The organism is Mesorhizobium sp. CU3 (genome assembly GCF_006442965.1).
Lineage (GTDB): Bacteria > Pseudomonadota > Alphaproteobacteria > Rhizobiales > Rhizobiaceae > Mesorhizobium.
This window is the reverse complement of sequence record NZ_VFWX01000008.1, coordinates 111,091-135,667: the sequence shown is the minus strand read 5'-3', so window position 1 is coordinate 135,667 and position 24,577 is coordinate 111,091. Positions and strand designations below refer to the sequence as shown.

At 64.2% G+C, this 24,577-nt stretch carries 24 protein-coding genes; 16 read left to right on the top strand and 8 right to left on the bottom strand.

Features of this window, described 5'->3' with window-relative positions; genetic code table 11:
• The first annotated feature begins 42 nt into the window (after positions 1 to 42).
• From FJ988_RS14320 to FJ988_RS14310, 3 genes are all read left to right on the top strand, one after another.
• Positions 43 to 1,146: a glycosyltransferase family 9 protein gene (locus FJ988_RS14320; protein ID WP_140818711.1), complete on the top strand. Its 1,104-nt coding sequence runs from the start codon at positions 43 to 45 to the stop codon at positions 1,144 to 1,146.
• Between the two features lie 183 nt (positions 1,147 to 1,329).
• Complete coding sequence (locus tag FJ988_RS14315; protein WP_140818709.1) at positions 1,330 to 2,433, top strand: glycosyltransferase family 9 protein; 1,104 nt, start codon at positions 1,330 to 1,332, stop codon at positions 2,431 to 2,433.
• Between the two features lie 149 nt (positions 2,434 to 2,582).
• Positions 2,583 to 3,329 (top strand): polysaccharide deacetylase family protein, encoded by a 747-nt coding sequence (locus FJ988_RS14310; RefSeq protein WP_140818707.1) that lies wholly within the window; start codon positions 2,583 to 2,585, stop codon positions 3,327 to 3,329.
• A 149-nt stretch (positions 3,330 to 3,478) separates the two neighbouring features.
• Here the strand turns inward: FJ988_RS14310 and FJ988_RS14305 are convergent, their stop codons facing one another.
• Positions 3,479 to 3,868 (bottom strand): DUF427 domain-containing protein, encoded by a 390-nt coding sequence (locus FJ988_RS14305; protein WP_140818705.1) that lies wholly within the window; start codon positions 3,866 to 3,868, stop codon positions 3,479 to 3,481.
• A 104-nt stretch (positions 3,869 to 3,972) separates the two neighbouring features.
• On the bottom strand, positions 3,973 to 4,329 hold the full coding sequence (locus FJ988_RS14300; protein ID WP_140818703.1) for a hypothetical protein: 357 nt from the start codon (positions 4,327 to 4,329) through the stop codon (positions 3,973 to 3,975).
• Positions 4,330 to 4,524: 195 nt separating this feature from the next.
• Between FJ988_RS14300 and FJ988_RS14295 the strand changes: the two genes are divergently transcribed.
• Positions 4,525 to 6,153 carry a fatty-acid--CoA ligase gene (locus FJ988_RS14295; protein WP_140818701.1) on the top strand — a complete coding sequence of 543 codons (1,629 nt, stop codon included), beginning with the start codon at positions 4,525 to 4,527 and terminating at the stop codon, positions 6,151 to 6,153.
• 81 nt (positions 6,154 to 6,234) lie between these two features.
• The gene (locus tag FJ988_RS14290) at positions 6,235 to 7,020 is read left to right on the top strand and encodes a DUF1499 domain-containing protein (RefSeq protein WP_140818699.1); all 786 of its coding nucleotides are present in this window, start codon (positions 6,235 to 6,237) and stop codon (positions 7,018 to 7,020) included.
• A gap of 2 nt (positions 7,021 to 7,022) precedes the next feature.
• Here FJ988_RS14290 and FJ988_RS14285 read toward each other — a convergent pair whose 3' ends face one another.
• Complete coding sequence (locus FJ988_RS14285) at positions 7,023 to 7,931, bottom strand: MBL fold metallo-hydrolase (protein WP_140818697.1); 909 nt, start codon at positions 7,929 to 7,931, stop codon at positions 7,023 to 7,025.
• Positions 7,932 to 8,031: 100 nt separating this feature from the next.
• On the opposite strand from FJ988_RS14285, the gene FJ988_RS14280 reads away from it, so the two are divergent.
• The 8 genes from FJ988_RS14280 to FJ988_RS14245 all read left to right on the top strand — a co-directional run bounded on the left by FJ988_RS14280 (position 8,032) and on the right by FJ988_RS14245 (position 15,290).
• Positions 8,032 to 8,622, top strand: coding sequence for a biotin transporter BioY (locus FJ988_RS14280; protein WP_140818695.1), 591 nt, complete (start codon positions 8,032 to 8,034; stop codon positions 8,620 to 8,622).
• 235 nt (positions 8,623 to 8,857) lie between these two features.
• Complete coding sequence (gene rfbA, locus FJ988_RS14275; RefSeq protein ID WP_140818693.1) at positions 8,858 to 9,739, top strand: glucose-1-phosphate thymidylyltransferase RfbA; 882 nt, start codon at positions 8,858 to 8,860, stop codon at positions 9,737 to 9,739.
• A 1-nt stretch (position 9,740) separates the two neighbouring features.
• Positions 9,741 to 10,295 (top strand): dTDP-4-dehydrorhamnose 3,5-epimerase, encoded by a 555-nt coding sequence (gene rfbC, locus FJ988_RS14270; RefSeq protein WP_140818691.1) that lies wholly within the window; start codon positions 9,741 to 9,743, stop codon positions 10,293 to 10,295.
• On the top strand, positions 10,292 to 11,392 hold the full coding sequence (gene rfbB / locus FJ988_RS14265; RefSeq protein ID WP_140818689.1) for a dTDP-glucose 4,6-dehydratase: 1,101 nt from the start codon (positions 10,292 to 10,294) through the stop codon (positions 11,390 to 11,392). The genes rfbC and rfbB overlap by 4 nt, the downstream gene beginning before the upstream one ends.
• Positions 11,389 to 12,270 carry a dTDP-4-dehydrorhamnose reductase gene (gene rfbD / locus FJ988_RS14260; protein WP_140818687.1) on the top strand — a complete coding sequence of 294 codons (882 nt, stop codon included), beginning with the start codon at positions 11,389 to 11,391 and terminating at the stop codon, positions 12,268 to 12,270. Before rfbB ends, rfbD begins: the two co-directional genes overlap by 4 nt.
• Before the next feature lie 302 nt (positions 12,271 to 12,572).
• Positions 12,573 to 14,543 (top strand): UDP-N-acetylglucosamine 4,6-dehydratase, encoded by a 1,971-nt coding sequence (locus tag FJ988_RS14255; RefSeq protein ID WP_140818685.1) that lies wholly within the window; start codon positions 12,573 to 12,575, stop codon positions 14,541 to 14,543.
• A 40-nt stretch (positions 14,544 to 14,583) separates the two neighbouring features.
• On the top strand, positions 14,584 to 14,751 hold the full coding sequence (locus FJ988_RS14250; protein WP_246688539.1) for a hypothetical protein: 168 nt from the start codon (positions 14,584 to 14,586) through the stop codon (positions 14,749 to 14,751).
• A gap of 44 nt (positions 14,752 to 14,795) precedes the next feature.
• Entirely contained in the window at positions 14,796 to 15,290 is a 495-nt protein-coding gene (locus tag FJ988_RS14245) for a sugar transferase (protein WP_140818965.1), read from the top strand.
• On the opposite strand, the gene FJ988_RS14240 is transcribed toward FJ988_RS14245, so the two are convergent.
• Positions 15,278 to 16,207, bottom strand: a complete 930-nt coding sequence (locus FJ988_RS14240) for an NAD-dependent epimerase/dehydratase family protein (RefSeq protein ID WP_140818683.1) — start codon at positions 16,205 to 16,207, stop codon at positions 15,278 to 15,280. The two genes, FJ988_RS14245 and FJ988_RS14240, sit on opposite strands and share 13 nt — an antisense overlap.
• Positions 16,204 to 17,496 (bottom strand): O-antigen ligase, encoded by a 1,293-nt coding sequence (locus tag FJ988_RS14235; protein WP_246688538.1) that lies wholly within the window; start codon positions 17,494 to 17,496, stop codon positions 16,204 to 16,206. The genes FJ988_RS14240 and FJ988_RS14235 overlap by 4 nt, the downstream gene beginning before the upstream one ends.
• A gap of 428 nt (positions 17,497 to 17,924) precedes the next feature.
• On the opposite strand from FJ988_RS14235, the gene cysD reads away from it, so the two are divergent.
• The 3 genes from cysD to cysQ are packed head-to-tail and all read left to right on the top strand — an operon-like array spanning position 17,925 to position 21,563.
• On the top strand, positions 17,925 to 18,830 hold the full coding sequence (gene cysD / locus FJ988_RS14230; RefSeq protein WP_140818678.1) for a sulfate adenylyltransferase subunit CysD: 906 nt from the start codon (positions 17,925 to 17,927) through the stop codon (positions 18,828 to 18,830).
• 2 nt (positions 18,831 to 18,832) lie between these two features.
• Complete coding sequence (gene cysN, locus FJ988_RS14225; RefSeq protein WP_181183529.1) at positions 18,833 to 20,770, top strand: sulfate adenylyltransferase subunit CysN; 1,938 nt, start codon at positions 18,833 to 18,835, stop codon at positions 20,768 to 20,770.
• A gap of 10 nt (positions 20,771 to 20,780) precedes the next feature.
• Positions 20,781 to 21,563, top strand: a complete 783-nt coding sequence (cysQ, locus tag FJ988_RS14220) for a 3'(2'),5'-bisphosphate nucleotidase CysQ (protein ID WP_181183540.1) — start codon at positions 20,781 to 20,783, stop codon at positions 21,561 to 21,563.
• Positions 21,564 to 21,763: 200 nt separating this feature from the next.
• Here cysQ and FJ988_RS14215 read toward each other — a convergent pair whose 3' ends face one another.
• The 3 genes from FJ988_RS14215 to FJ988_RS14205 form a co-directional block, all read right to left on the bottom strand.
• The gene (locus FJ988_RS14215) at positions 21,764 to 22,906 is read right to left on the bottom strand and encodes a DegT/DnrJ/EryC1/StrS aminotransferase family protein (protein WP_140818674.1); all 1,143 of its coding nucleotides are present in this window, start codon (positions 22,904 to 22,906) and stop codon (positions 21,764 to 21,766) included.
• A gap of 304 nt (positions 22,907 to 23,210) precedes the next feature.
• Complete coding sequence (locus FJ988_RS14210; protein ID WP_140818672.1) at positions 23,211 to 24,134, bottom strand: carbohydrate kinase; 924 nt, start codon at positions 24,132 to 24,134, stop codon at positions 23,211 to 23,213.
• A complete protein-coding gene (locus FJ988_RS14205) occupies positions 24,131 to 24,577 on the bottom strand; it encodes an RbsD/FucU family protein (RefSeq protein WP_140818669.1) in 447 nt (148 codons plus the stop codon). Before FJ988_RS14205 ends, FJ988_RS14210 begins: the two co-directional genes overlap by 4 nt.

The following is a 24,577-nucleotide window of genomic DNA, read 5'->3' as shown; positions in this document are numbered from 1 at the left end:
TGAAACGAGTTTCTGGCTCCGAACTATTGGTGCCAGAAACCCATGTTGCAGATTTCCCCCACCACGCTCCGGTCGATCCTGATCCTGCAGACCAAGTTCATCGGCGACATCGTGCTTGCCTCGACGCTGGCCAAGAACCTCCAGCTTCAATATCCCGGCGTCCGCATCGTATTCCTGTGCGAAGCGCGTTTCGCCGGCTTCCTGACGGTGCATGGCATTGCCTCCGAGGTCGTCCCCTTCAGCCGCGCCAAGATGCGCGGCACGCCGTTGGAGCGTGGGCGCGAGCTTTTCCGCGCGGTGCGCGCCTTGCGCCAGCACCGCTTCGACATGAGCATCGACATTACCGATTCGAAGACGTCGCGCATCGTCTCCGGACTGGTCAATGCCCCGGTCAGGCTCGGTTATGTCCCGTCGGAAAAGCCGCCGCGCTGGTATGAGCGCCAGCCGGCCACTGTCGGGATGAAGCCTTTCGGCTTTGGCAAGAAGCATTTCCTCTACCGTTATCTGTCGCCGCTGGAGGCGCTGGGCGTCGCCTTGCGCGTCAGGGTGCCGGCGATCCGGCCGCTGCCCTTCGAGACGACGCGGGCGCTCGCGCTGCTGGCCAGGCATCGCATCAAGCCGAATGGCTTCATCGCGGTGCACGTCGGCGCAAGCTTTCCCGGTCGTCGCTGGCAGCCGGAGCGCTTTGCCGCGGCGATCGACAAGATAGTCAAGGAAACCGGCCTCGGCATCGTTCTGGTCGGCGGCCCGGACGAGAGCGAAGCAACCGACGCGATCATGGCGCTGGCCAAGGCGCCTGTCGTCAACCTGGCTGGCGCGCTGCGCCTGGAAACGCTGCTGGCGCTGCTCAAGGAGGCGCGACTGTTCCTCGGCAACGAGAGCGGCCCGATGCATATGGCGGCCGCGGCCGGCATACCGGTGGTCGGCCTGTTCGGCCTGACCAACCCGGTTCGCTGGGCGCCGGTCGGCGTCCCCAGCATTTCGTTGCGGCCCTCCATGCCTTGCGATTGCGTCGGCGGCGACTTGTGCCACCGCACGGATCCGAGCAAGGCGTGTTGCGTCTGGCGGCTGGAAGTCGATCCGGTGGTCGACGCGGCGCTCGAACTCCTGGCGCGCACCGAAGTGGCCTTCGAACACGCGGTCTGACGTTTGCGCGGAGTATTGTGCCATCTGTTGGCCGACCCGCACGTTCTGCCGGAGCGCGAGACTCATGATGGTCCACAGCCTTGTCGTCTTGTATATAAGATCACGTGAACATACACGTGGTTCCAGATGTCGACATCTCAACCCAGCTTCGCGGACTCCGATCCGTCCGGTGCGCGCACACGGATGTCGCAGATTCGCCCCGGCCCCGTCCGATCGATCCTGATTGTGCAGACGAAGCACATTGGCGATCTCGTCCTTGCCTCCGCGCTGGCGAATAATCTTCAGCTCGAATACCCCGGCGTTCGTATCGCCTTCCTCTGCGACGCCCACTTCGCCGGTCTTCTCACGGCCAACGACATTGCCACGGAGGTCGTGACCTTCCGCCGTTCCCACATGCGCGGCTCGCCGTTGCGACGCACGCAGGAACTCGTCCTGGCGCTCTTCAGATTGCGCCGCCGCCGATTTGACATGACCATCGACATCACCGATACGAGGACGTCGCGGTTCATCTCAGGAGTGGTGGGTGCACGGATTCGCGTGGGATATCATCCCTCCGCAAGGCCCTTGCGTTGGTTCGAACGCCAAACTGCCAATGTCAAGGCAAAGCCGTTCGGCTTTGGTGAGCGGCACTTTCTCTATCGATACCTTTCGCCGTTGGAAGCGCTTGGCATAGAGCTGCGTGTGCGGGTTCCCGCCTTCCGCCCTCGGACGTCCGAGACAGCGAAAGCCTCGGCGGTGCTGGACAAGTTTCATCTTCGGCCGAACGCCTTTGTCGCGGTGCATGCCGGGGCAAGCTTCCCCGGTCGCCGCTGGCAACCCGAGCGCTTTGCCCAGGCAATCGACCGGATTTCGGCCGAAACCGGTTTGCGCGTCGCCCTGGTCGGCGGTCCGGATGAGAGCGAGACAGCCGAAACGATCCTAGCCACTGCGAAGACGCCGATCGTCAATCTGGTCGGAACGGTCCCACTCGAAACGCTGCCTGCGTTGTTCAAGCAGGCGCGGCTGTTTCTCGGCAACGATAGCGGCCCCATGCATATGGCGGCGGCGGCCGGTACGCCCGTCATCGGCCTGTTCGGCCTTCAGAGCCCGATCCATTGGGGGCCGATCGGCGCGCCGAGCATTCCGGTTCGCCCATCAATGCCTTGCGACTGCGTCGGCGGCGACCTGTGCGAACGGCCTGACCCCAACAAGGCGTGCTGCGTCTGGCGCCTCGAGGTCGACCCGGTCGTCGACGCCGCACTCGAGCTCCTGGCGCGGACGCAGACCGCCCTCGAGGCCTCGGCATAAGGCGAAAGCAAATTTTCGCGATTGCCCTTCCTGTTCTTTTTGCCGTCCGCAATTTCGCCTAGATGGCGGTCTGTTGAGATAAGTCTCCTAGAGGCAGGTTTCTTGGCGCGAAGCGGCGATTGGCCTGGCGCGCCGTCTTGGAATGAATGATGGTTCTGTTGCAAAAGTCTCTTTGCGCGATTGCGCTCTTGGCATCGGTCGTTTCAGCCGCCAGCGCCGCGACGCTGGTTGAGCCGACGTTGCGGCTGCCACCGCAAGGCGCCGAGGCCGGCGGCGGGCGCGTCGCGCTGACGCTCGATGCCTGCGGCGGAAAGACCGATACGCGAATCCTCTCGGCGCTGGTCGACAACAGGATCCCGGCGACCATCTTCGTCACCGGCATCTGGCTGAAGCGCAATGCCGCCGCCTTCGAGATCATGAAGGCGCATCCCGACCTGTTCGAGTTGGAAAACCACGGCGGCCGCCACATCCCGGCGGTCGACACGCCACAAAAGATCTACGGCATTCGCAGCGCCGGCAGCCCGGAAGCGGTGCAGTCCGAGGTGGAATCTGGTGCCGCCGCTCTTGTGAGCGCGGGCGGCCGGGCGCCGAAATGGTACCGCGGCGCCACCGCCGAATACAGCCCTTCGGCGATCGCCATGATCCGCAAGCTGGGCTTCAAGATCGCCGGTTTCTCGATCAATGGCGACGGTGGGTCGCTGCTCGGGGCCAAGGAGACTGCGCGCCGCATCGCCGCCGCCAAGGATGGCGACGTCATCATCTCCCACATCAACCAGCCGACCCACGCCGCGGGCGAGGGCGTCGTGCAAGGGCTGCTCGCCTTGAAGCAGAAGGGCATGACCTTCGTGCGACTCGACGATGCCGAAGGGGTCGGAAACGACGGCACCACCGATTGACGCTCGAGGCTGTGTTGAGATCCGGGTCAGGGCGCGCCGAAAATGGTGAGTTCTGAGAACCGGAGCGGAGCGTACTCAAGGTATGTGAGAACCGGAAGCGCAGGAACTCGCCATTTGCAGGCCGGACTCACCCGAATCTAAAGACAGCCTCAGTCCGGCGTCGCCTCGACCGTCACCTTGCTGGTGTAGAACGCGCCGTGATTGCGGATCCCGGTCATTTCGTCGAACGGATGCTCATAGGCCCACATCGCGTTCGTACCGGTTTCGCTCGCGGGCTGGACGCTCCAGTAGCTGGCATCGCCCTTATACGGGCAATGCGTCGAGTGCCCGGTGCCGGCGAGCTTGCTGAAATCGATGTCGTCGAACGGGATGTAGAAGGCGTCCGGATAGGGCGGCTCCGAGAGGAGCTTGGCGCGGGTCGACCGGGCGATGACGGTGTCGCCAGCACGTACCGTCACGCTGCCGCGATAGGGCTCGATTGTGATCACCTTGTCCGGATTGCGCTGGAATCCGGGGGCGGGGTTGGCGACTTTGTCCATTGCGGGTCTCCTTGCGGAGAACTTACATGTGTCGAGACCATGCATCGCGCAAGCGCGCGCCGCGGGATACGCGATCACCATTCATTGAAGGTCAGGGTTACGGTCTAGGCGGCGGTCTTGAAGGCATCCATCAGGCCGGCATAGGCGGCGGCTATGCCCGCGACCGGATTGGCGCTTCTGGCCGCCGTCTCGACCTTCAGCGCGCCGCCGGTGGTCGGCAGCGTCAGCAGAAGGAACTGGCGATTGCTGGCCTCACCGATGCAGGCGGCCGCGACATGCTCACCTTCGGCACCGTTGGCGACGCACATCTTGAACAGCAGCGTTCCACCGACAGCCTCCAACGCGCCGCCGACCACTTCGGCGAACTCGTCGTCGGAAACGGCCTTGGCGTCCGGCGTCAGATCGTCCAGACTTTCGGCAAGCGTGCTTTCAAGGGCTTTTTCGTCAAGCTGCGCGTCCATGCGAACCACTCCATTCGCCAATCACACCCCAGCCCGTTAACAGACATTAACGCCGAGAATGGCCGGATTAAGGCGGTTTTCATGGGCTTTTCGGTTCCTCCACCGCCCTTGCGCTGATGACCGCTGGACAATCCGCCTGATCGTTTCACAATGCGTGAAACAACGACGCAGAAGCGCACAAGGGGAGGAGACAAAATGCTCGGACTGATGCAGTCATGGCCGCTGCTCTGCCACAAGCTGATCGACCACGCCGAACGCCAGCACGGCGGGCGCGTGATCGTGTCGCGCTCGATCGAAGGGCCGATCGTGCGCACCACCTATGCCGAAATCCATCACCGGGCGCTCAAGGCGGCGCAGCGATTGGAGCGCGACGGCTTCGGCCTCGGCGACCGCATCGCCACCCTTGCCTGGAACACCGCCCGCCATATCGAGGCCTGGTACGGCATCATGGGCATCGGCGCGATATACCATACGCTCAATCCCAGGCTTTTCCCCGAGCAGATCGCCTGGATCATGAACAATGCCGAGGACAAGGCGATCTTCGTCGACCTGACCTTCGTGCCGCTGCTGGAAAAGATCGCCGGCGCGGTGCGCTCGCTCAAGCGGGTGATCGTGCTGACCGACCGGGCGCATATGCCGCAAACCTCGCTGCCGAATGCCGTCGCCTATGAGGAATGGCTGGCCGAGGCCGACGGCGCATTCGCCTGGAAGACCTTCGACGAGAACACCGCCGCAGGCATGTGCTATACTTCCGGCACGACAGGCGATCCGAAGGGCGTGCTTTACAGCCATCGCTCGAATGTCCTGCACGCCATGACCGCGGCCATGCCGGACGCCATGGGGATTTCGTCGCGCGACGTCGTTCTGCCCGTGGTGCCGATGTTCCACGCCAATGCCTGGGGGCTCGGCCAGAGCGGACCGATGATCGGTGCCAAGCTGGTGATGCCCGGCTGTAAGATGGACGGCGCATCGATCTACGAGCTTCTCGACACCGAACAGGTGACCTTCAGCGCCGCCGTCCCGACGGTGTGGATGATGCTGCTGCAATATCTGGAGGAGACCGGCAAGAAACTGCCTCATCTGAAAAAGGTCGTCATAGGCGGCTCGTCCTGTCCGCGCGCCATCACCGAGAAATTCCAGGACAACTACGATGTCCAGGTCGTGCATGCCTGGGGCATGACCGAGATGTCGCCGCTTGGCACGCTGTGCACGATGAAGCCGCAGCACGAGGCGCTGACCGGCGAGGCCCGGCTCGATATCCAGGGCAAGCAGGGCTTCCCGCCCTTCGGTGTAGAGATGAAGGTAACGGACGACGACAACAAAGCGCTGCCTTGGGACGGCAAGACCTTCGGACACCTGAAGGTGCGCGGCCCGGCCGTGGCGCGTGCCTATTACGGCGGCGCCGGCGCCGAGCAGTTCGACGCCGATGGCTGGTTCGATACCGGCGATGTAGCGCATATCGACGCCTCGGGCTACATGCAGATCACCGACCGCGCCAAGGACGTCATCAAATCGGGCGGCGAGTGGATCTCGACCATCGATCTGGAAAACCTTGCCGTCGGTCATCCCGATGTCGCCGAGGCCGCCGCCATCGGCATTGCCCATTCCAAATGGGGCGAGCGGCCCTTGCTGGTCGTCGTGCGCAAGCCGGGCAAGGAGCCGACGAAGACCGATATCCTGACCTTCATGGACGGCAAGGTGGCCAAATGGTGGATGCCCGACGACGTCGCCTTCGTCGGCGAAATTCCGCACACCGCCACCGGCAAGATCCAGAAGAGCACCTTGCGCGACCGGTTCAGGGACTACCGCCTGCCGACGGATTGACGAAAATGTTCGATCTTCCGGCTTCAAGCCTGGGGCAAAAACCTCTAAACCTCGGCGCGGGCTGGGACGACGCGGTAAAGAATGGCATCAATTCCTGAACGGCAGACGTCGAGGGCGGCCGGCTGGTCGCGGCGGATCGGGGCGTTTTCCCTTGTGCTTTTGCTGACGGTGGTGGCCGGTTATCGGCTCGACCTTATGGAGACGCCGCCCTTTCTGTGGGTGCTGGCGCTCGTCGCGCTGCTTGCGGCGCTTGCCTTGCTTCTGGCCGGCCTTGGCCTGTCACGGGTCTGGAGCTTCGGCGATCGCGGCGGCCGCGATCTCAGCGTCGGTGCGCTGCTGGCCGTGCTGGTGCTGGCGCCCTTCGGCATCGCCGTCTACTGGGCGACGGTCTTTCCGCCGCTGCGCGACATCTCGACCGACCTCGACGATCCGCCGGTGCTCGATACCAGCGACCGCACCTTAGACATGAACCCGATTTTGCCGCCGACACCGGGCGAGCAGCGCCTGCAGGCCGACGCCTATCCGCTGGTCGCCGGGCGCACCTACAACCTGCCTTTCGAGACGATTGTCGATGCGGTCGAGACCGTGCTCGACCGTCGCAGTTGGCAATTGACCGCGCCTTATCCCGATATCGCCGGACAGAGCCAGGCGACGATCAACGCGCTCGCCAAGGGCTTTGTGCTCGGCCTGCCGGCCGACGTCGCCATCCGCGTCACCGCCGATGGCGATTCGGTGATCGTCGACATGCGTTCGGCCTCGCGTTACGGCCGCTATGACCTCGGCGACAACGCCGCCCGCATCACGGACTTCCTGGGTGAACTCGACCAGGAGGTGGCGGGCCAGGTGGGCGCCGCGCCGACGGAATAGATTTAACTGGCCGGTTCGAAAATACCGTCGATCGCCGGATCGCCATCGGTTGCGACCAGCCCGCGCGCCACGAGATCCTCCAGATGCGCGAGCACCGAAAGCCCGGCCGCGCCATGCAGCCTGGGGTCGGTGTCGCGATAGATCGCGGCGACCATTTGAGGGATGGTGTGGTCGCCGGCGCGAATGCGTTCGAGGATCGCCGCCTCGCGCATCTTGCGATGCGTCTTCAGGCCGCGCATCAACCGGCGCGGCTCTCTCACCGGTCCGCCATGGCCGGGCAACAGCAGGTGGTCGTCGCGCGCGATCAGCTTGTCGAGCGAGGTTATATAGTCGGCCATGGCGCCGTCCGGCGGCGCCACGATCGAGGTCGACCAGGCCATGACATGGTCGGCCGGAAACAGGATGCCGGTGCCTTCGAGGGCGAAGGCGGCATGGTTGACGGTGTGCCCGGGCGTCAGCACCGTGCGGATCGTCCAGCCATCACCCAGGGTAAGGTCGTTGTCCGTCAGCACGACATCCGGGACGAAATCCATGTCGGCGCTGGCGTCGAGCGGGTTGACCTGGCCGATCCGCAAGGGTCGCGCCGGCCGGTGCGGGCCCTCGGCAAGCAAAGGCGCGCCGGTTCGCTCTTTCAGCCGCGCCGCCAAGGGTGAATGGTCGCGATGGGTATGGCTGACGAAGATGTGGCTGACCGGTCGGCCAGCAATCGCCGCAAGCAGAACGTCGAGATGGGCGTCGTTGTCCGGTCCCGGATCGATCACCGCCAGCGTGTCGCGGCCGATGACATAACTGTTGGTGCCATGGAAGGTGAACGGGCCGGCATTCGCGGCGGTGATGCGCTGCACATCCGGCGCCACCGTGACCGCCCGGCCGTGGGCCGGGTCGAAGCTGGTATCGAATTCAAGCGCCATGTCGTGCTCCGCTGCAATGCGGCAAAACGATTGCCGCTTGATACGGAAGCCAATATAGGAAAACCAGCCACCCAGTTAATCGGCCAGAACGAGGAAGACCATGGCAACTGCAACCACGATGCGTCCGCTTGTTTCTCTCACCTTGCCGGACCAGGGCGCAGCCCGGCTCGCCACGCAGCTCTTCCTGGCACTGGCCGGAACCCTGCTGCTGACCCTCTCGGCCAAGACCAAAGTGGTGCTCGGCCCGGTCGATATCTCGCTGCAGACGCTTGCGGTGCTGCTGATCGCCTCGGCCTTCGGCCTGCGCCTGGCGGTCGCGACGCTGCTGCTCTATCTCGCCGAAGGCGCCATGGGGCTGCCGGTCTTCCAGGGCACGCCGGAAAAGGGCATCGGCATCGCCTATATGCTGGGCTCGACCGGCGGCTACCTTGCCGGTTTCGTGGTGATGGCGGCGATCGCCGGCTGGGCCGCCGATCGCGGCTGGGACCGCAACCCCTTCAAGCTGTTCGGCGCCATGCTGACCGGTGAGGTCGTGATGATGGCGATGGGCTTTGCCTGGCTTGCAATGCTGATCGGACCGGAAAAGTCGTGGCAGTTCGGCGTCGTGCCGTTCATTGTCGGCGACCTGATCAAGGTCGCTTTGGCCGCCAGCCTGGTGCCTGCCGTCTGGGCGCTGCTCAAGCGCGCCTAAGCCAAACGAAACGCAAGAAAAGCCGGCGGGCTCAAACCCCGCCGGCTTTTTCGCGTCCGGCTTTCAGATGGCTCGATCAAGACGTCTGTTCTCCTGATAGTTGTAACCGATTGAATATGCTGCCAAAGGCAGTAAAGCCGATATTAGTACATGCCGGGGCATAAGGGACGGACGCGATGTGCGAGATCCGACCGCCGGCAGCCCGTGGGCAGGCGGCAGTTGAACGGAGAGCTTGTTGAAAGGGATAATCCTCGCAGGGGGCAGTGGGACGCGCCTTTATCCGCTCACCATAGCGGTCTCTAAGCAAATCCTGCCCATCTACGACAAGCCGATGATCTACTACCCGTTGAGCGTGCTCATGCTTTCCGGCATACGGCAGATCATGGTCATCTCGACGCCGCGCGACCTGCCGGTTTTCCAGGCTCTGCTCGGCGACGGCTCGGAATTCGGCCTTGAGTTCTCCTATGCCGAGCAGCCGCAGCCCAATGGTCTGGCCGAAGCTTTCATCATCGGCCGCGATTTCATCGGCAGGGACAATGTGTCGATGATCCTGGGCGACAACATCTATTTCGGCGACGGGCTGTCGAAACTCTGCCGGACGGCTGCGTCGCGCGAAACCGGCGCTTCGGTCTTTGCCTATCATGTTGAGGATCCCGAGCGGTACGGAGTCGTCTCCTTCGATAAGGCCACCGGCAAGGCGCTGACGATCGAGGAAAAGCCGCTCAAGCCGAAATCCAGCTGGGCCGTCACCGGGCTCTATTTTTACGACAACAGGGTCGTCGAGATTGCCTCCTCGATCCGGCCTTCGACGCGTGGCGAGCTTGAGATCACGGCGGTCAACAATGCCTATCTCGAGCGCGGGGAGTTGCATGTTCACCGGCTTGGCCGCGGCTATGCCTGGCTCGACACCGGCACGCATGACAGTCTGCACGAGGCGTCCTTCTTCGTGCGCACCATCGAGCATCGTCAGGGTATCAAGGTCGCCTGTCCGGAGGAAATCGCCTTCGAGCAGGGCTGGCTCGATGCCGACAAGGTGCTCGACCGCGCCGCCCGCCTCGGCAAGAACGAATACGCCGCCTATCTGCGCAGGCGTGTCGCCGATCTGACGGAGGACTAGGGTGCTTGATGTCAGGGAACTTGGGCTGGAAGGGCTGCTGGAGATCGTGCCGAAGCGGCATGGCGACGCCCGCGGCTATTTTAGCGAGACCTGGAACGCCGAGCGTTTCGCCGCCGCCGGCATCGATCTGAACTTCGTCCAGGACAACCATTCCTACTCCGCTGCCGGCGGCGTGCTGCGCGGCCTGCACTACCAACTGCCGCCGCGTGCCCAGGATAAGCTTTTGCGCGTGCTGCGCGGCCGCGTCTTCGACGTTGTCGTTGACATCCGCCGCTCGTCGCCGAGCTTCGGCAAATGGTCGGGGCTCGAGATCTCGGCAGAGAAGGGCAACCAAATCCTGGTGCCGAAGGGCTACGCGCACGGCTTCGTGACGCTCGTGCCGGACACCGAGATCCTCTACAAGGTCACCGACACCTATTCGCCGCAGCATGACCGGTCGATCCGTTTCGACGATCCCGCAATCGGCATTGCGTGGCCCTCACTCGCCGGCGACTTCCAGCTCTCGGACAAGGATCGCAAGGCGCCGCTGCTGGCAGCGGCGGAGGTTTTTCCTTGAGGGCCGACGGCGGGCCTAATTTCCTGGTGACGGGCGGCGCCGGCTTTATCGGCTCGGCGGTGTGCCGGCATCTCTGCGCCAATCCGGCCTACCGCGTCACCAATCTCGACAAGCTCACCTACGCCGGCAACCTCGCATCGCTGAGGCCGATCGAGAACGCGCACAATTACCGTTTCGAGCAGGCCGACATCTGCGACGAACGCGCGGTGCTCGAAATCCTGCGCCGCGACGACATCGACATCGTCATGAACCTTGCCGCCGAGAGCCATGTCGACCGTTCGATCGACGGCCCCGGCGCTTTCATCGAGACCAACATCGTCGGCACCTACCGCATCCTGAACGCCGCGCTGGAGTATTGGCGCGGCTTGCCGCAAGAGCGACAGGCGCGCTTCCGCTTTCACCATGTCTCGACCGATGAGGTGTTCGGCGATCTGCCTTTCGATGGCGGCATGTTCGTCGAGGAGACGCCCTATGCGCCGTCATCGCCCTATTCGGCCTCGAAGGCGGCGTCCGACCATCTAGTGCGCGCCTGGCACGAAACCTATGGCTTGCCGGTCGTGCTCTCCAACTGCTCGAACAATTACGGGCCTTATCATTTTCCCGAAAAGCTGATCCCGTTGGTCATCCTCAACGCGCTCGACGAGAAGACGCTGCCCGTCTACGGCGCCGGCGCCAATGTCCGCGACTGGCTGTTCGTCGAGGATCACGCGCGGGCCCTCGAACTCGTCGCCACGAAGGGGCAACCGGGCGAGAGCTACAATGTCGGCGGCAATTCCGAACGCACAAATCTCACCGTTGTCGAGACGATTTGCGATCTGCTCGACCAGAGACGACCGCGTGCCGGAGGCAAGAGCCACCGCGAGCTGATCTCCTTCGTCACCGACCGTCCCGGACATGACCGCCGCTACGCCATCGACGCCTCCAAGATCGCGCGCGAGCTCGGTTGGACGCCGCGCGAGAATTTCGACTCAGGTCTGGCACGGACCGTCGACTGGTATCTCGACAACAAATGGTGGTGGGGTCCGATCCGCGAGCAGCGCTATGCCGGCGAGCGGCTTGGCGCGGCCCCGACGGACGGCCGCAAGGGGGCCGCGTGAGGCTTGCCGTCACCGGGCGCGAGGGTCAGGTGGCCACAAGCCTGATAGAGGCGGCGCGGACCCGTGGTGACGTCGAGGTCGTAGCCCTCGGTCGGCCGGCGCTCGACCTGGCGCGCCCGGAAACGGTGCTTGCCGCGCTTGAGGCGGCAAAGCCCGACATCGTCGTTTCAGCCGCCGCCTACACCGCCGTCGACCAGGCCGAGGACGAGAGGGATCTGGCCTTTGCCGTCAACGCCGTCGGCGCCGGCAAGGTCGCAGAGGCGGCGGCAAAGCTCGGCGTTCCCGTCATCCATCTGTCGACCGACTATGTCTTCAACGGCGCCAAGGACAGCGCCTATGTCGAGACCGACCCGACCGAGCCGATCGGCGTCTACGGCGCCTCTAAACTCGCCGGCGAGCAGGCGGTGGCGGCGGCCAGTTCGCGCCACCTCATCCTGCGCACTGCCTGGGTCTACAGTCCCTTCGGCAAGAATTTCGTGAAAACCATACTGAGGCTCGCCGCAGACCGCGACGAGCTTTCAGTCGTCGCCGACCAATGGGGCAATCCGACCTCGGCGCTGGACATTGCCGACGCGGTCCTGCACGCGGCCGCCAGGCTGGGGCACGGGGCGCCCTTCGGAGTTTACCACCTGGCGGGCACAGGCGAGACCAACTGGAGCGGCTTTGCCCGCCACATCCTCGATGCCAGCCGCGCGCTCGGCGGTCCGCATGCCCGGGTTCGCGACATCACGACAGCCGAATATCCGACAAAAGCCAGGCGCCCGGCCAATTCCCGGCTGTCGAGCGCGAAATTCGCTGCCGTATTCGGCTGGACCCCACAAATATGGCGTGAGTCGACAGAAACTGTAGTAGGCCGTATCCTCGCCGGCAGCAGGTGAGGCGCATGGGCAGGGCTTGTCCGGCGTAGACGGCTTTCGTTTTCGTAAAGACGTCACAGTCTAGTTCGACTGTTGTCGAACAATCCTGGTGATTTGAACGCAATATACTCAAAAACCTCTGGCGATACGCCCGACTCCGCGCTATTGCGGTTGCGGGTATGGGGGTCGGGGACTTGCAATCTAGAGTGGTGACGTCGGATTATTTGATCCGGCGCCGTTCTGGTGGTTAAGTCCCTGCGCCTGGAGTTCAGTGCCGCCCTATGACGTCCTATGTTGAAGCCGTATCGGAACTCCGACCGAGGATGCGGCGCGCCATCATCATGATCCAGGACCTGATCATGGTCCTGGTCGCCGTGGCGCTCAGCCTGATACTGTCGCAATCGCGACTTTCCTTTGACGCCTTCTCTTATGCCGGGCTGATCTGCTGGGCGGTCATCGTGTTCGCCGCTCACCTGTTGTTCCGCTATTGCGGTCTCTACAACACCGTGTGGCGCTTTGCTTCCACGCCCGACTTTTTCAACATCCTGAAGGGCTGCGGCATACTGACAGTGGTGCTATACCTGACGTCGCTGGCTTTTCGCTATTTCTTCCAGCCCGTCGCCGGCCTCAACGAACGTCAGTTCATCGTCTTCTTCCTCGTCTCCTTCACCATCATTTCGGCGCCCAGGCTTTACTACCGGTTCCTGCGCGACGGCGCGAGTTGGCGTATCCTGCGCCGCGCTCCCGGTGGGGCGCCAATCAGGCAGGCGCTGTTCATCGGCCGGTTGAGCGAGGCCGACGTCATCGTGCGTTTCACCCGCACTGCGGTTCCGGCGGAATATGCCATCGCCGGCATCATGGCGACCGAAAGCGACGCGCCGCTCGGCACACAGATCCAAGGCGTTCCCGTGGTGGCGGTCCGTCCGCGCCTGGTCGAAGTCCTGGAAGAATATGTCAGGGGGACCGAGAACCTCGACCTCGTCATCTTCGGCAACGGCGCCGAGCGAGAGATCGAGGACTATGCCGAACTTGTGCGCGTCGCCCGTCACAGCGGCATCACGGTCGTCCAGTTTTCCGGGCTGTCCGAGTTGGGGCAGGGCGGCAGGCTGGTTCTCGACGCGGTCGAGATGGAAACGATCATGCGCCGCTCGGCCGTTGCCACCGATATCGAGCGCATCGGCGCTTTCGTCGACGGCAAGCGCGTGCTGGTCACGGGCGGCGCCGGTTCCATCGGCCGTGTGCTCGTCAAGCGCTCGCTCGAACTCGGCGCCGAGGCGGTGCTGGTCGCCGACAACTCCGAATTCGGCATCTTCCAGCTCGACCAACTGCTCGACGACGACGAGCGCGGCCGGCTGACCAACCGCATCGTCGACGTCACCGACCGGCGCCAGATGATGCGCATCGTCGGGGAGTTCAAGCCGGCCATCATTTTCCACGCCGCGGCGTTGAAGCACGTGCCGATCCTGGAAGAGAACTGGGAAGCCGCGGTCGAGACCAACGTTTTCGGCACGCTGGTCTGCGCCGAAGTCGCCGCCAAATGCGGCGTCCCGCAGTTTCTGCTCATCTCCAGCGACAAGGCAGTCGATCCGACGTCCGTGCTCGGCGTCACCAAGCGGGCCGCCGAGCAGATCGTCGCGGCACTGCACGAGGTGCATGCCGCGCCAGGCGGCAATAGCAGCGGCTTGAACGGCCATGACAACGGCAACCGCCACCCCGGCACCAAGTTCATCGCGGTGCGCTTCGGCAATGTCTTCGGCTCCAACGGCTCGGTCGCGACCATCTTCCAGGCGCAGATCGAGGCCGGCGGCCCGATCACCATCACCGACCGGCGCATGACGCGCTATTTCATGACTGTTGCCGAGGCTGTCGATCTCGTCATCATGTCGGCAACCGATGCCGAGGGGCGCCAGGGCAGCGACGATTACGCCATCTATATGCTCGACATGGGCAAGCCTGTGCCGATCCTCGAGGTCGCGGAAACTATGATCCGCATGGCTGGCAAATCGCCTTACACCGATATCCCCATACGCTTCACCGGCGTCAGGCCCGGCGAAAAGCTGCACGAGACGCTGCATGGCGAGAACGAGGAGGTCGTCAAGCTCGACATCGCCAAGGTCTTCGGCCTCAGGAGCGAAGTCGTGAGCTGGGCGAAAATCCAAGCCGGGCTGACGACCCTGCAAGCCGCCCTGCGCGACCAGGACAAGGCAGCCGCTATGTCGGTGCTGATGGGATTGCATGAGGAGCGGAACACCCCGGATCGCGTCGAGCCGAAGGCGGCGGGCCAGAGCGCTTGAAACGGTCCCAGAAAAAGTCGTGAGGGTTTTCCGTTCGCAAATGCGTCAAAACAAAGCGTTCCGCAACGCGTTGGTGCAGAGTATCGCGGGCGGCTACACTATGCCCAACCGCAAGGCGCGCGAGCTTCTGGCGAAAGCGTCGGCAAGAGCCGAGTTGATCAGCCACGACTGGTGGGCCTATCTGATCGTCGCCTGGCGGCGGATCTGACCGTGACGGCCAAGCGCTTGCTCGATCTGGCCGTCGCGGCTCCGATGCTGGTGATTGCGGTTCCGATCCTGCTCGTCGCGATGCTGGCGATCCGCGCGACGTCCCCCGGGCCCGCCATCTTCTCGCAAACCCGTGTCGGCCGGGGAGGCGCGCTTTTTACCTGCCGCAAACTGCGCACGATGCATCGCGGAACACCGTCATTGCCCACGCACGAAGCGCCGGCCGCTTCGGTCACCGTCGTCGGCAGGGCGCTGCGGGCAACCAAGATCGACGAGTTGCCGCAGCTGTGGAATGTGTTGAGCGGCGAGATGAGCCTTGTCGGGCCGCGCCCATGCTTGCCCACGCAAACCGAGCTGATCGAACGGCGCAGACAGTTGGGCGTGCTCGCCGCACTTCCGGGCATCACCGGCCTGGCGCAGATCAAGGGCATCGACATGTCCGACCCGAAGCTCTGCGCCGAGACCGACGCCGCCTACCTCGAGACGGCCTCGGTTGGGCTGGACTTGAAGATCTTGCTGGGCACGTTCTACCGGGGCTGACGGCGCATTTTTCGCGCCAGTTCCTCGAGCCTGCCGAGCGTATCGACCTCCGGCGCCCAGCCTTGCGATGCCAGCAGCGATGGGTCGCAGACCTGGCTGGCCGTCAAGGCCCGCCATGAGGCTCCTTTACCGAGCAGGCTCGCCCCCAGCCGAAGCGGATAGGGCGACATCGGCAAGAGGCGCGCCGGACGGCCAAGACCTCGCCGGAACGCGATGACGATCTCGGACAGTGCGACCGCAGGTGTATCGCTGGCGACATAGATAGGATGCAGTTGCGCCGGCATCGTCAGAATATGCGTGACCGCGCCTGCCACGGCCTCGGCCGATATCAGCGAACGCATACCGGTCAAAGCCCCGCTGGGCAGAGGCAAGGCCGTGTCGGCGAGCCGCATCAGCGACGCCATGCTGCCCTTCATGCCTTCGCCATAGACCGCCGGCAGCCGCAGCGCGGTGGCGTCGGCGCGGCCGGCATAGGCCTCGGCCATCCTGATCTCGCCCTCGCGCTTGGAGCGGCCATAGGCGCATTGCGGGGCGGGCGGCGTCGCCTCGTCGATGGTCCCGTTGAAGCCGGCGCCGACGACGGCGCGGATGGAGGAGAGATAGACGAAGCGACCGCTGGCATGGGCCGCCGCCGCCTTGGCGAGCCGCCCGGTCAGCGCAGCGTTGGCGGATTGATAGTCGGCCTCGCCGGCATGGCGGTCGTTGTTGAGCGCGGCGCAGTGGACGACATGCGTCGCATCGCGCATCAGCGCTGCGAAGGCCTCGTCGGGCGCATCGACGGCGGGCAGCAGAACGGCATCCGGCGCGGCAGGCAGCAGCTGGCGCGAGGCGACCCGTACATCCATGCCGGCCGCTTGCAAATGGCTGGCGATCCGTCCGCCGACAAAGCCCGTCGCGCCCGTGACCAGGACTTTCATGATTGCCGGCTGGTCTGCGGCGTCATGGCCGGCGCGCTCTTTCCGGTCGGTGCTATCGTTCGCCCTGATCCCAGATAGGTTCCGCAGATAAGGAACGTCATCAGCATCGCGTCGAGGATGTCGTGGCCGACCAGAATGCCGCTCAAGCCGGCGATCAGATAGGTTATAAGGACAATGACGATCATCGTCGCGCCGAACCGTTCCAGCGGGTCGGCGCTGCGCCGCAGCGTCCTTGCCGCGTTCCAGGCGGCGACGATGAAGATCGACGCCAGCGCCAGCGCCCCCAGAAGACCGGCCTCGACCAGCGCGGTGATGAAGCCGTTGTGGAAGTGGCTGAAGCCCTCGTCCAGGCCGAACCGGTCGTGAAAACCTTTTACCATCAGCGCCCGGCTCTCGGAGATGCCGTGGCCGAAAACCGGCGCCTGGCGGAACGCGCCGAGGCCGATCTCCCACATCGCCACGCGCAGGCCGAGCGATGTCGAGTGGTCGCTGCTGGCGTTCAGCGCCTGCCAGTCATTGACCAGGAAGTCGGCTCGATCCTTGATGCTATGGTAGCTTATCGCCGCGATCGCCAGATAGGCCGCGACCCCGATCACCGCGAAACGGGTAAGGCGGGCGCCGGCGAAGCGGCGGCGATTGATCGCAAGAATGGCAATGCCGGCAATCGGCATGGACACCCAGATCATGCGCGATTCCGAATAGAAGATCGCCACGCTTCCGGCGGTCGCTGCAAGGAGCAGCATCCGCCAGCGCTTTTCGATCCCCGACAGGGCGCCGGCAAGGCAGGCCATGACGGCAAGGCAGGTCACCGTCGCGAAGACGATCGCGTTGCCGGCTCCGCCGGCGGCTCGCGTGCCGAACCAGTGATACTGGATGACGGCGAGAAGTAGCGCCCCGAAGCAGCCGGCCGCGCTCGCCAGGATGGCGATACGCGCCAGCACGGGTTTTTCGGTGATGCTCCAGGTCGAATAGGAGATAGGGAAGAACAGCAAGGTGATCAGCGGCAGAAACAGCCGCAGATCCTCCTTCAGCGTGCCGTTGACGATCGACGCCAGCACCATGGCGGCGCAATAGGCATAGATCGCGATGGTCTGGGCGAGCATCGGCGCATCTATGTTGAAACGCCGCCGCTTCAGGGCGAGAAGCATCACCGACCATACCGCGCCGGCATTTAAGGTGACGCTCGCCAGCGATCCCAGGACTGGCGGCGAGAAGAAACAGATGATCGAGAAATAGATGTTGATCTGTGCGGGCGTGAGATGCCGGCGGAGCGATGTAAGCGGGTTCAATGCCTTGCTTCGCGATCTTTCAGGGTGTCCGCAATTCCACGCAGCCGGCCAACGGCCGTTGCATGGTCTGCGGCGATCCTGCCTTGCCCGTCTCCCAAGGCCCCTATAGCGGTTGCCATCGATCCGCGATAGGCCGGCCGCCGGGTGTTCAGGCAAAAAACCGGCACATGCGGCTAAGCGGCCCAACGATTTTCCTGGCCGCCGTGTTTCGAGGTATGGGTAGGATTTTCCGCCATTCCGGCTCGTTCTGGAAAATTCGTTCCCGAACCATGATGCGTGGCGCGTGTCTTGCATTGTTATCGGCGGCGGCGATCTGTTAGAACGCCTGCACGAAACAGATTGTCCAAATCGAACCTTGCCGGGCGGCATCGCATGCGCCCCAGACCGCAAGATTTCGTTCGGCGGCACGAAAGAACGCTCAACAGTCCATGAACATCGCGCTTACGCATCTGCAGCGGCTCGAGGCCGAATCCATCCACATCTTCCGGGAGGTCGCGGCCTCGTTCTCCAAGCCGGTGATGCTCTATTCGGTCGGCAAGGATTCGTCCGTGCTGATGCATCTGGCTATGAAGGCCTTCTATCCCGCCAAGCCGCCTTTCCCGTTCCTGCATGTCGACACGACGTGGAAGTTCCGCGAGATGATCGCCTTTCGCGATCAGATGGCGCAGAAGCTCGGCTTCGACCTGCTGGTCCATGTCAACGAGGACGGCGTGCGCGAGGGCATCAATCCCTTCGATCACGGCTCCAACACCCACACCCATGTGATGAAGACGGTGGCGCTGCGCCAGGCCCTCGACAAATACGGCTTCGACGCCGCTTTCGGCGGCGCCCGCCGCGACGAGGAGAAGTCGCGCGCCAAGGAGCGCATCTTCTCGTTCCGCAACGCACAGCATGCCTGGGACCCGAAGAACCAGCGGCCGGAGATGTGGAAGATCTTCAACACCCGGATCGCGCCGGGCGAATCGATCCGCGTCTTCCCGCTGTCCAATTGGACCGAGCTCGACATCTGGCAGTACATCCTGCAGGAGAACATACCGATCGTGCCGCTCTATTTCGCCAAGGAGCGGCCCATCGTCGAGCGCGACGGCATGCTGATCATGAAGGACGACGATCGCATGCAACTGCGTCCCGGCGAGACGATCGAGAACCGGCTGGTGCGCTTCCGTACGCTGGGCTGCTATCCGCTGACCGGCGCCATCGACTCGGAAGCCGACACGCTTGAAGCCATCGTCGGCGAGATGCTGACCGCCCGCACCTCCGAGCGCCAGGGCCGCCTCATCGATCGCGACGAGGCCGGCTCGATGGAAAAGAAGAAGCGCGAGGGATATTTCTGAGAATGCGCCACATCATGGCCAAGAGCCTCGCCCCGACCGATGAGATCCGCGACTACATGGCCGCGCAGGAGAAGAAGTCGCTGCTGCGCTTCCTCACCTGCGGTTCGGTCGACGACGGCAAGTCGACGCTGATCGGCCGCCTGCTCTCCGACACCAAGCAGATCTTCGAGGACCAGCTTGCCGCGCTCGAGAAGGATTCGCGCAAGCACGGCACCACCGGCGACGACCTCGACTTCGCGCTTCTGGTCGACGGGCTGGAGGCCGAGCGCGAGCAGGGCATCACCATCGACGTCGCCTACCGCTTCTTCGCCACGCCGAAGCGCAAGTTCATCGTCGCCGACACGCCCGGCCACGAGCAGTACACGCGCAACATGGCGACCGGCGCCTCGACCGCCGACCTCGCCATTGTGCTGATCGACGCGCGCCAGGGCGTGCTGCGCCAGACCAGGCGTCATTCGATCATCGCCTCGCTGCTCGGGATCCGCCACATCGTGCTTGCGGTCAACAAGATCGATCTCGTCGGTTTCGACAAGGATGTGTTCGACCGGATCGTCGGCGAGTACGGCGAGTTTGCGAAGGACCTCGGCTTCGTCTCGATCGCGCCGATCCCGATGTCGGCGCGCTTCGGCGACAACGTCACCAGCCGCTCCGAGCGCACACCCTGGTATTCAGGCCCGTCGCTGATCGAGCATCTGGAAACCGTGTCGGTCGACGAGGCCGCGGTCGAACTGCCGTTCCGCTTTCCGGTGCAATATGTGAACCGGCCGAACCTCGACTTCCGCGGCTTTGCCGGCACCATCGCCTCGGGTGCGGTCTCGCAAGGCGATGAAGTCGTCGTGGCGAAATCCGGCAAGGCATCGCGCGTGAAACGTATCGTCGCGCAGGGCGGCGATCTCGAGCAGGCGGTCGCTGGCCAAGCGATCACCCTGGTGCTCGACGACGAGGTCGAGGTCTCGCGCGGCAATTTGCTGGTGTCGCCGGCCGCACGACCGCAGGTCGCCGACCAGTTCGCCGCCAACATCGTCTGGTTCGACGAGCAGGCGCTGCTGCCCGGCCGCTCCTACATTCTTCGTACCGAGACCGACCAGGTCAGCGCCACCGTCACCGAGCTAAAATACCGCGTCAACGTCAACGACTTCGCGCATGAGGCGGCGAAGTCGCTCGACATCAACGAGGTCGGCGTCTGCAATCTCTCAACGCGCGCGCCGATCGCCTTCGATCCGTTCGGCGAGAACCGCACCACCGGCGCCTTCATCCTGATTGATCGCATCACCAACGCCACCGTCGGCGCCGGCATGATCCTGCATTCGCTACGCCGCGCCGAAAACATCCACTGGCAGTCGCTCGATGTCGGCAAGCGCGGCCGTTCCGACCTGAAGAACCAGCGCCCGGCGGTGTTCTGGTTCACCGGGCTGTCCGGTTCCGGCAAGTCGACCATCGCCAATCTGTTCGAGAAGAAGCTGTTTGCCTCGGGCCGTCACACCTACATCCTCGACGGTGACAATGTCCGCCATGGCCTGAACCGCGATCTCGGCTTCACCGATGCCGACCGCGTCGAAAACATCCGCCGCGTCGCCGAGGTGGCCAAGCTGATGGCCGATGCCGGGCTGATCGTCATCGTCTCCTTCATCTCGCCCTTCGCCGCCGAGCGGCGCGTGGCGCGCGAGCTGATGGCCGAAGGCGAGTTCGTCGAGGTGTTCGTCGACACCCCATTCGAGGAATGCGCCCGCCGCGATCCGAAGGGCCTCTACGCGCGTGCCCTGAGTGGCGAGATCAAGAATTTTACGGGCGTCGATTCACCCTATGAGGCGCCGGAACATCCGGAGATCCATCTCAAGACCCTGGGTAAAAAGCCCGAGGAGATGGCAGAAGCCCTGGAGCATTGGCTGAATGAGCGCGACATTGCCGAAGACCAGTACGACAATGGCGGCGGCATCTGACGACGAGGCCATGCTCGGTGTCTTCGAACACCTGGCGCTCGACGCCGGGCGCGAGGTGATGCGGGTTTTCCACGAAGGCTGCGCGGTTGACAGCAAGCTCGACAGTTCGCCGGTGACAGAAGCCGACCGCGAGAGCGAAAAAATCATCCTTGCCGGCCTGCGCGCCGCCTATCCGGATATACCTTGCGTGGCCGAGGAAGAGGTGGCGGCTGGCATCGCCACGCCCGATCTCGAAGGCGCGTTCTTCCTGATCGATCCACTCGACGGGACCAAGGAATTCGTCAACCGCCGCACCGACTTCACCGTCAACATCGCGCTGGTCCGCCACGGCGTGCCGGAAGTCGGCGTCGTCTACGCGCCTTGCACCGGGCGCTTTTTCACCGGACGTCCGGGCAAGGCGGAAGCGCTGGAGGTCGACGCCGATTACCGCGTCACCGGCCGCCGCCCGATCAGCGTTCGGGCAGGGGGTTCGCCGCTCGCCGTCGTCGCCAGCCGCTCGCACAACACGCCGGAAACCGACGCCTTCATCCGCGACCTTGGCGCTGCCGAGATCGTCTCGGTCGGCTCGTCGCTGAAATTCTGCCTGCTCGCCGCCGCCGAGGCGGACGTCTATCCGCGCTTCGGCCGCACCATGGAATGGGACACGGCGGCGGGCGATGCCGTGCTGCGCGCCGCCGGCGGCATGACCCGCACGCTGGACGGCGAACCGCTTACCTACGGCAAGCGCAACCAGGCCAGCGACAGCGATTTCGCCAACCCGCATTTCATCGCGAGGGGGAAGAGCGCGGCTTAAAACGTCGGCGATTGCAGCCGCCAGTCAGCGCGTCGTCATCCTAGGGCGAAGCAAGGAGCGCAGCGACGCGCGCAGACCCTAGGATCCATGCCGTGACGCTAAAGCGTTGCAGCGGTTGCAGAATTCTGCACCGTTGCGCTCGACGTCGAAGGTCACGGCATGGATCCCCGGGTCAAGCCCGAGGATGACGAAAGTGCTGGTTATGCCGCCGCGACATGCGCCGAGTTCGATCCGATATAGTTGCGGATCGTCTCGATGATGCGGTCCTGGTCGGCTTCGCTGAGATAGGCGTGCATTGGCAAGCACAGGATCTGCTTCGGCAGTTCTTCCGAGACGGCAAGGCCGGTCGGCGTGCGCGGATAATCCTTGTAGGCCGCCTGCTCGTGCAGCGGCTTCACGTAATAGATCACCGACGGAATGCCCTTTTCGCCGAGATGCGCCTTCAGCCCGTCGCGCTTCGGCGTCTCGATGGCGTATTGCGCCCAGGCCGAACGGCCATGGCCGAGATTGCGCGACGCTTTGACGACATCGCCGAGGCCGGCGGCATAACGGTCGGCGACCACCTGGCGCGCCACCATCTCGTCCTCGAGGATGGCGAGCTTTTCGATCAGGATCGCCGCCTGCAGCGTGTCGAGGCGCGAATTGATGCCGACGCGCACATTGTCATACTGCGTCTCGCCCTTGCCGTGGAAGGCGAAGGACCGCAGCTTGTCGGCCAGCGCGCCGTCGTTGGTGAACATCGCGCCGCCGTCGCCATAGCAGCCGAGGGGCTTCGCCGGATAGAAGCTGGTCGAGCCGACATGGCCGAAGGCGCCGCACATCGTGCCGTCGGCCGAGCCGCCCATGGACTGGGCGGCGTCCTCGATCACCAGAAGGTTTTCGCGCTTGGCGATCGCCATGATCGCCTCGTAGTCGGCCGACAGCCCGAACAGGTCGACCGGGATGATCGCCTTCGGCTTCAGCCGGCCTTCCTTTTTGATCATCTCGATCGCCGCCTCGAGGCTGACGACGTCGATGTTGTAGCTGTCGCGGTCGACATCGACGAAGACCGGCTCGGCCTTGGCCAGCGCCACGACTTCGGCGGTCGCCGCGAAGGTGAAGCTCGGCACGAACACGGCGTCGCCCGGGCCGATGCCGGCGGCAAACAGCGGCAGGAGCAGCGCGTCTGTGCCGTTGGCGCAGGCGACCACATGCTTGACGCCGACATAGGCCGCGAGCTTGTTCTCGAATTCGGTGACCTGGGGTCCGAGAATATAGCGGCCTTCCTCGACCACCGTGTCGATCGCGGCCTTCAGCCGGTCGCGGATACGTTCGCGCTGCGCGCCAAGATCGATGAACTGCATGTCGGCCTCAAAATGGATCAACGAGCTGTTGGAGCGTACTCTTGTGCGACCGGACGGGCGCACGTCGCTCCAATAAAACCGGCCCGCTGGTATCAGACTTGGGCCGGGCGAGAAAGCCGGCCGGGTGCGAGGCGAATTGCCTATGTGTCGCAGCCTGTTACTGCTCTTTGCCGGCGCAATGCCCGAAGAAGCCGGAAAACCGGGCTAAAACGAGCATTTTCAATGGTTTTTATCGCGTCGTTCCCAATTTTGGAAACATAAAGTGATCGGCTGCGGCAGATCTTTCGGCCGTCTCGGGAACTGCTTACGCTATCTCGTGCCGCCAGGGCGGGTTGGCGCCGGCCCGCGAAACGGTCACCGCGGCGGCCCTGGCGCCGAGCTCCAGTGCCTTGCGGATCGCTTCTTCGCTCAAGTCGCCGATCGCCGCCTTGGTGAGCAGGCCCTGCTCGTGCAGCGAGGCCAGGATGCCGGCATTGAACGTGTCGCCGGCGCCGACCGTGTCGACCACCTTCACCTTCTGCGGCATGACGGTGACCTTGTGCGCCTTGCTGTAGCCGACGGCGCCCTCGCTGCCATGCGTGACCACGATCAGCTTCGGGCCGCGTTCCAGCCAGTTGCGGATGACGTCTTCGTGCGAGCCGGCCTCGTCAAACCATTCGAGGTCCTCGTCCGACAGCTTCACGATGTCGGCCATCGCCATCATCTCGCGAATGCGCCTGAGATGCTTGGCCTTGTCCGGGATGAAGTTCGGCCGGATGTTGGGATCGAGCATCATAACCCGGCTCTCATGCTCGCGCCGCATGAACTCCTCATAGGCTGATCCGGCCGGCTCGGAGATCAGGCTGATCGCGCCGAACAGCATCGCCTCGATCTCGGAGCCGAGCTTCGGCAGGTCCTCGATGGTCAGCATGCGCCCGGCGGTGTTCTCGTCGTAGAAAGTGTAGGTCGCCTGGCCGTTGGTGAGCCGCACGAAAGCCAGCGTGGTGGGGCGAGGGGAGGTGTGCGCGTAGGTCGAGCTAACCTTGCTGGCGCCGAGCGCGTCGCGGAACTGGCCGCCGAACAGGTCGGAGGAGAGACCGGAAAAGAAGCCGGCCGGTGCCCCGAGACGTCCGAGCGCGATCGCCGAGTTGAACACCGCGCCGCCGACATAGGGCGCGAAGGCAGCTTCGCCTTCGGTCGTCGTCCGTGGCAGCATGTCGATCAGGGCTTCGCCACAGCAAAGGATCATGTCGTCTTGGTCTCCGGCGGATAAATCACGCCCTTGCGGATGATGATGTTGGCAAAAAGCCTGGGTTCTGAGGTCGCCACGATCGCGTGCGCGGCCTTGACGCGTGCATAGAAGTCGGGACCGGCCAGCGCAACCACCTTGTGGCCCGGCGCGCGCCTGGCGCACACCGCTTCCATCTCGTGATGCACCGGGTCCGACAGTGCCGGATCGCCCTTGACCGAGGCTCGGAACAGCGCCTCAGGCACCGCCTCGTCCACCGGCAGCACGCTGAGCACGGCGTCGAGCACGGCGACGATGTGATGGCCGTCGGCACGGATCAGCCGCCGCGCCTGTTCCTCGGCCGGATAATTGCCGTCGACGATGGCGATCTCGTCGCCGTGCCCCATGGCCCTCAGCGTCGCCAGGAACTGCGGCCCGAGCAGCGAGGGAATGCCGATCAGCAT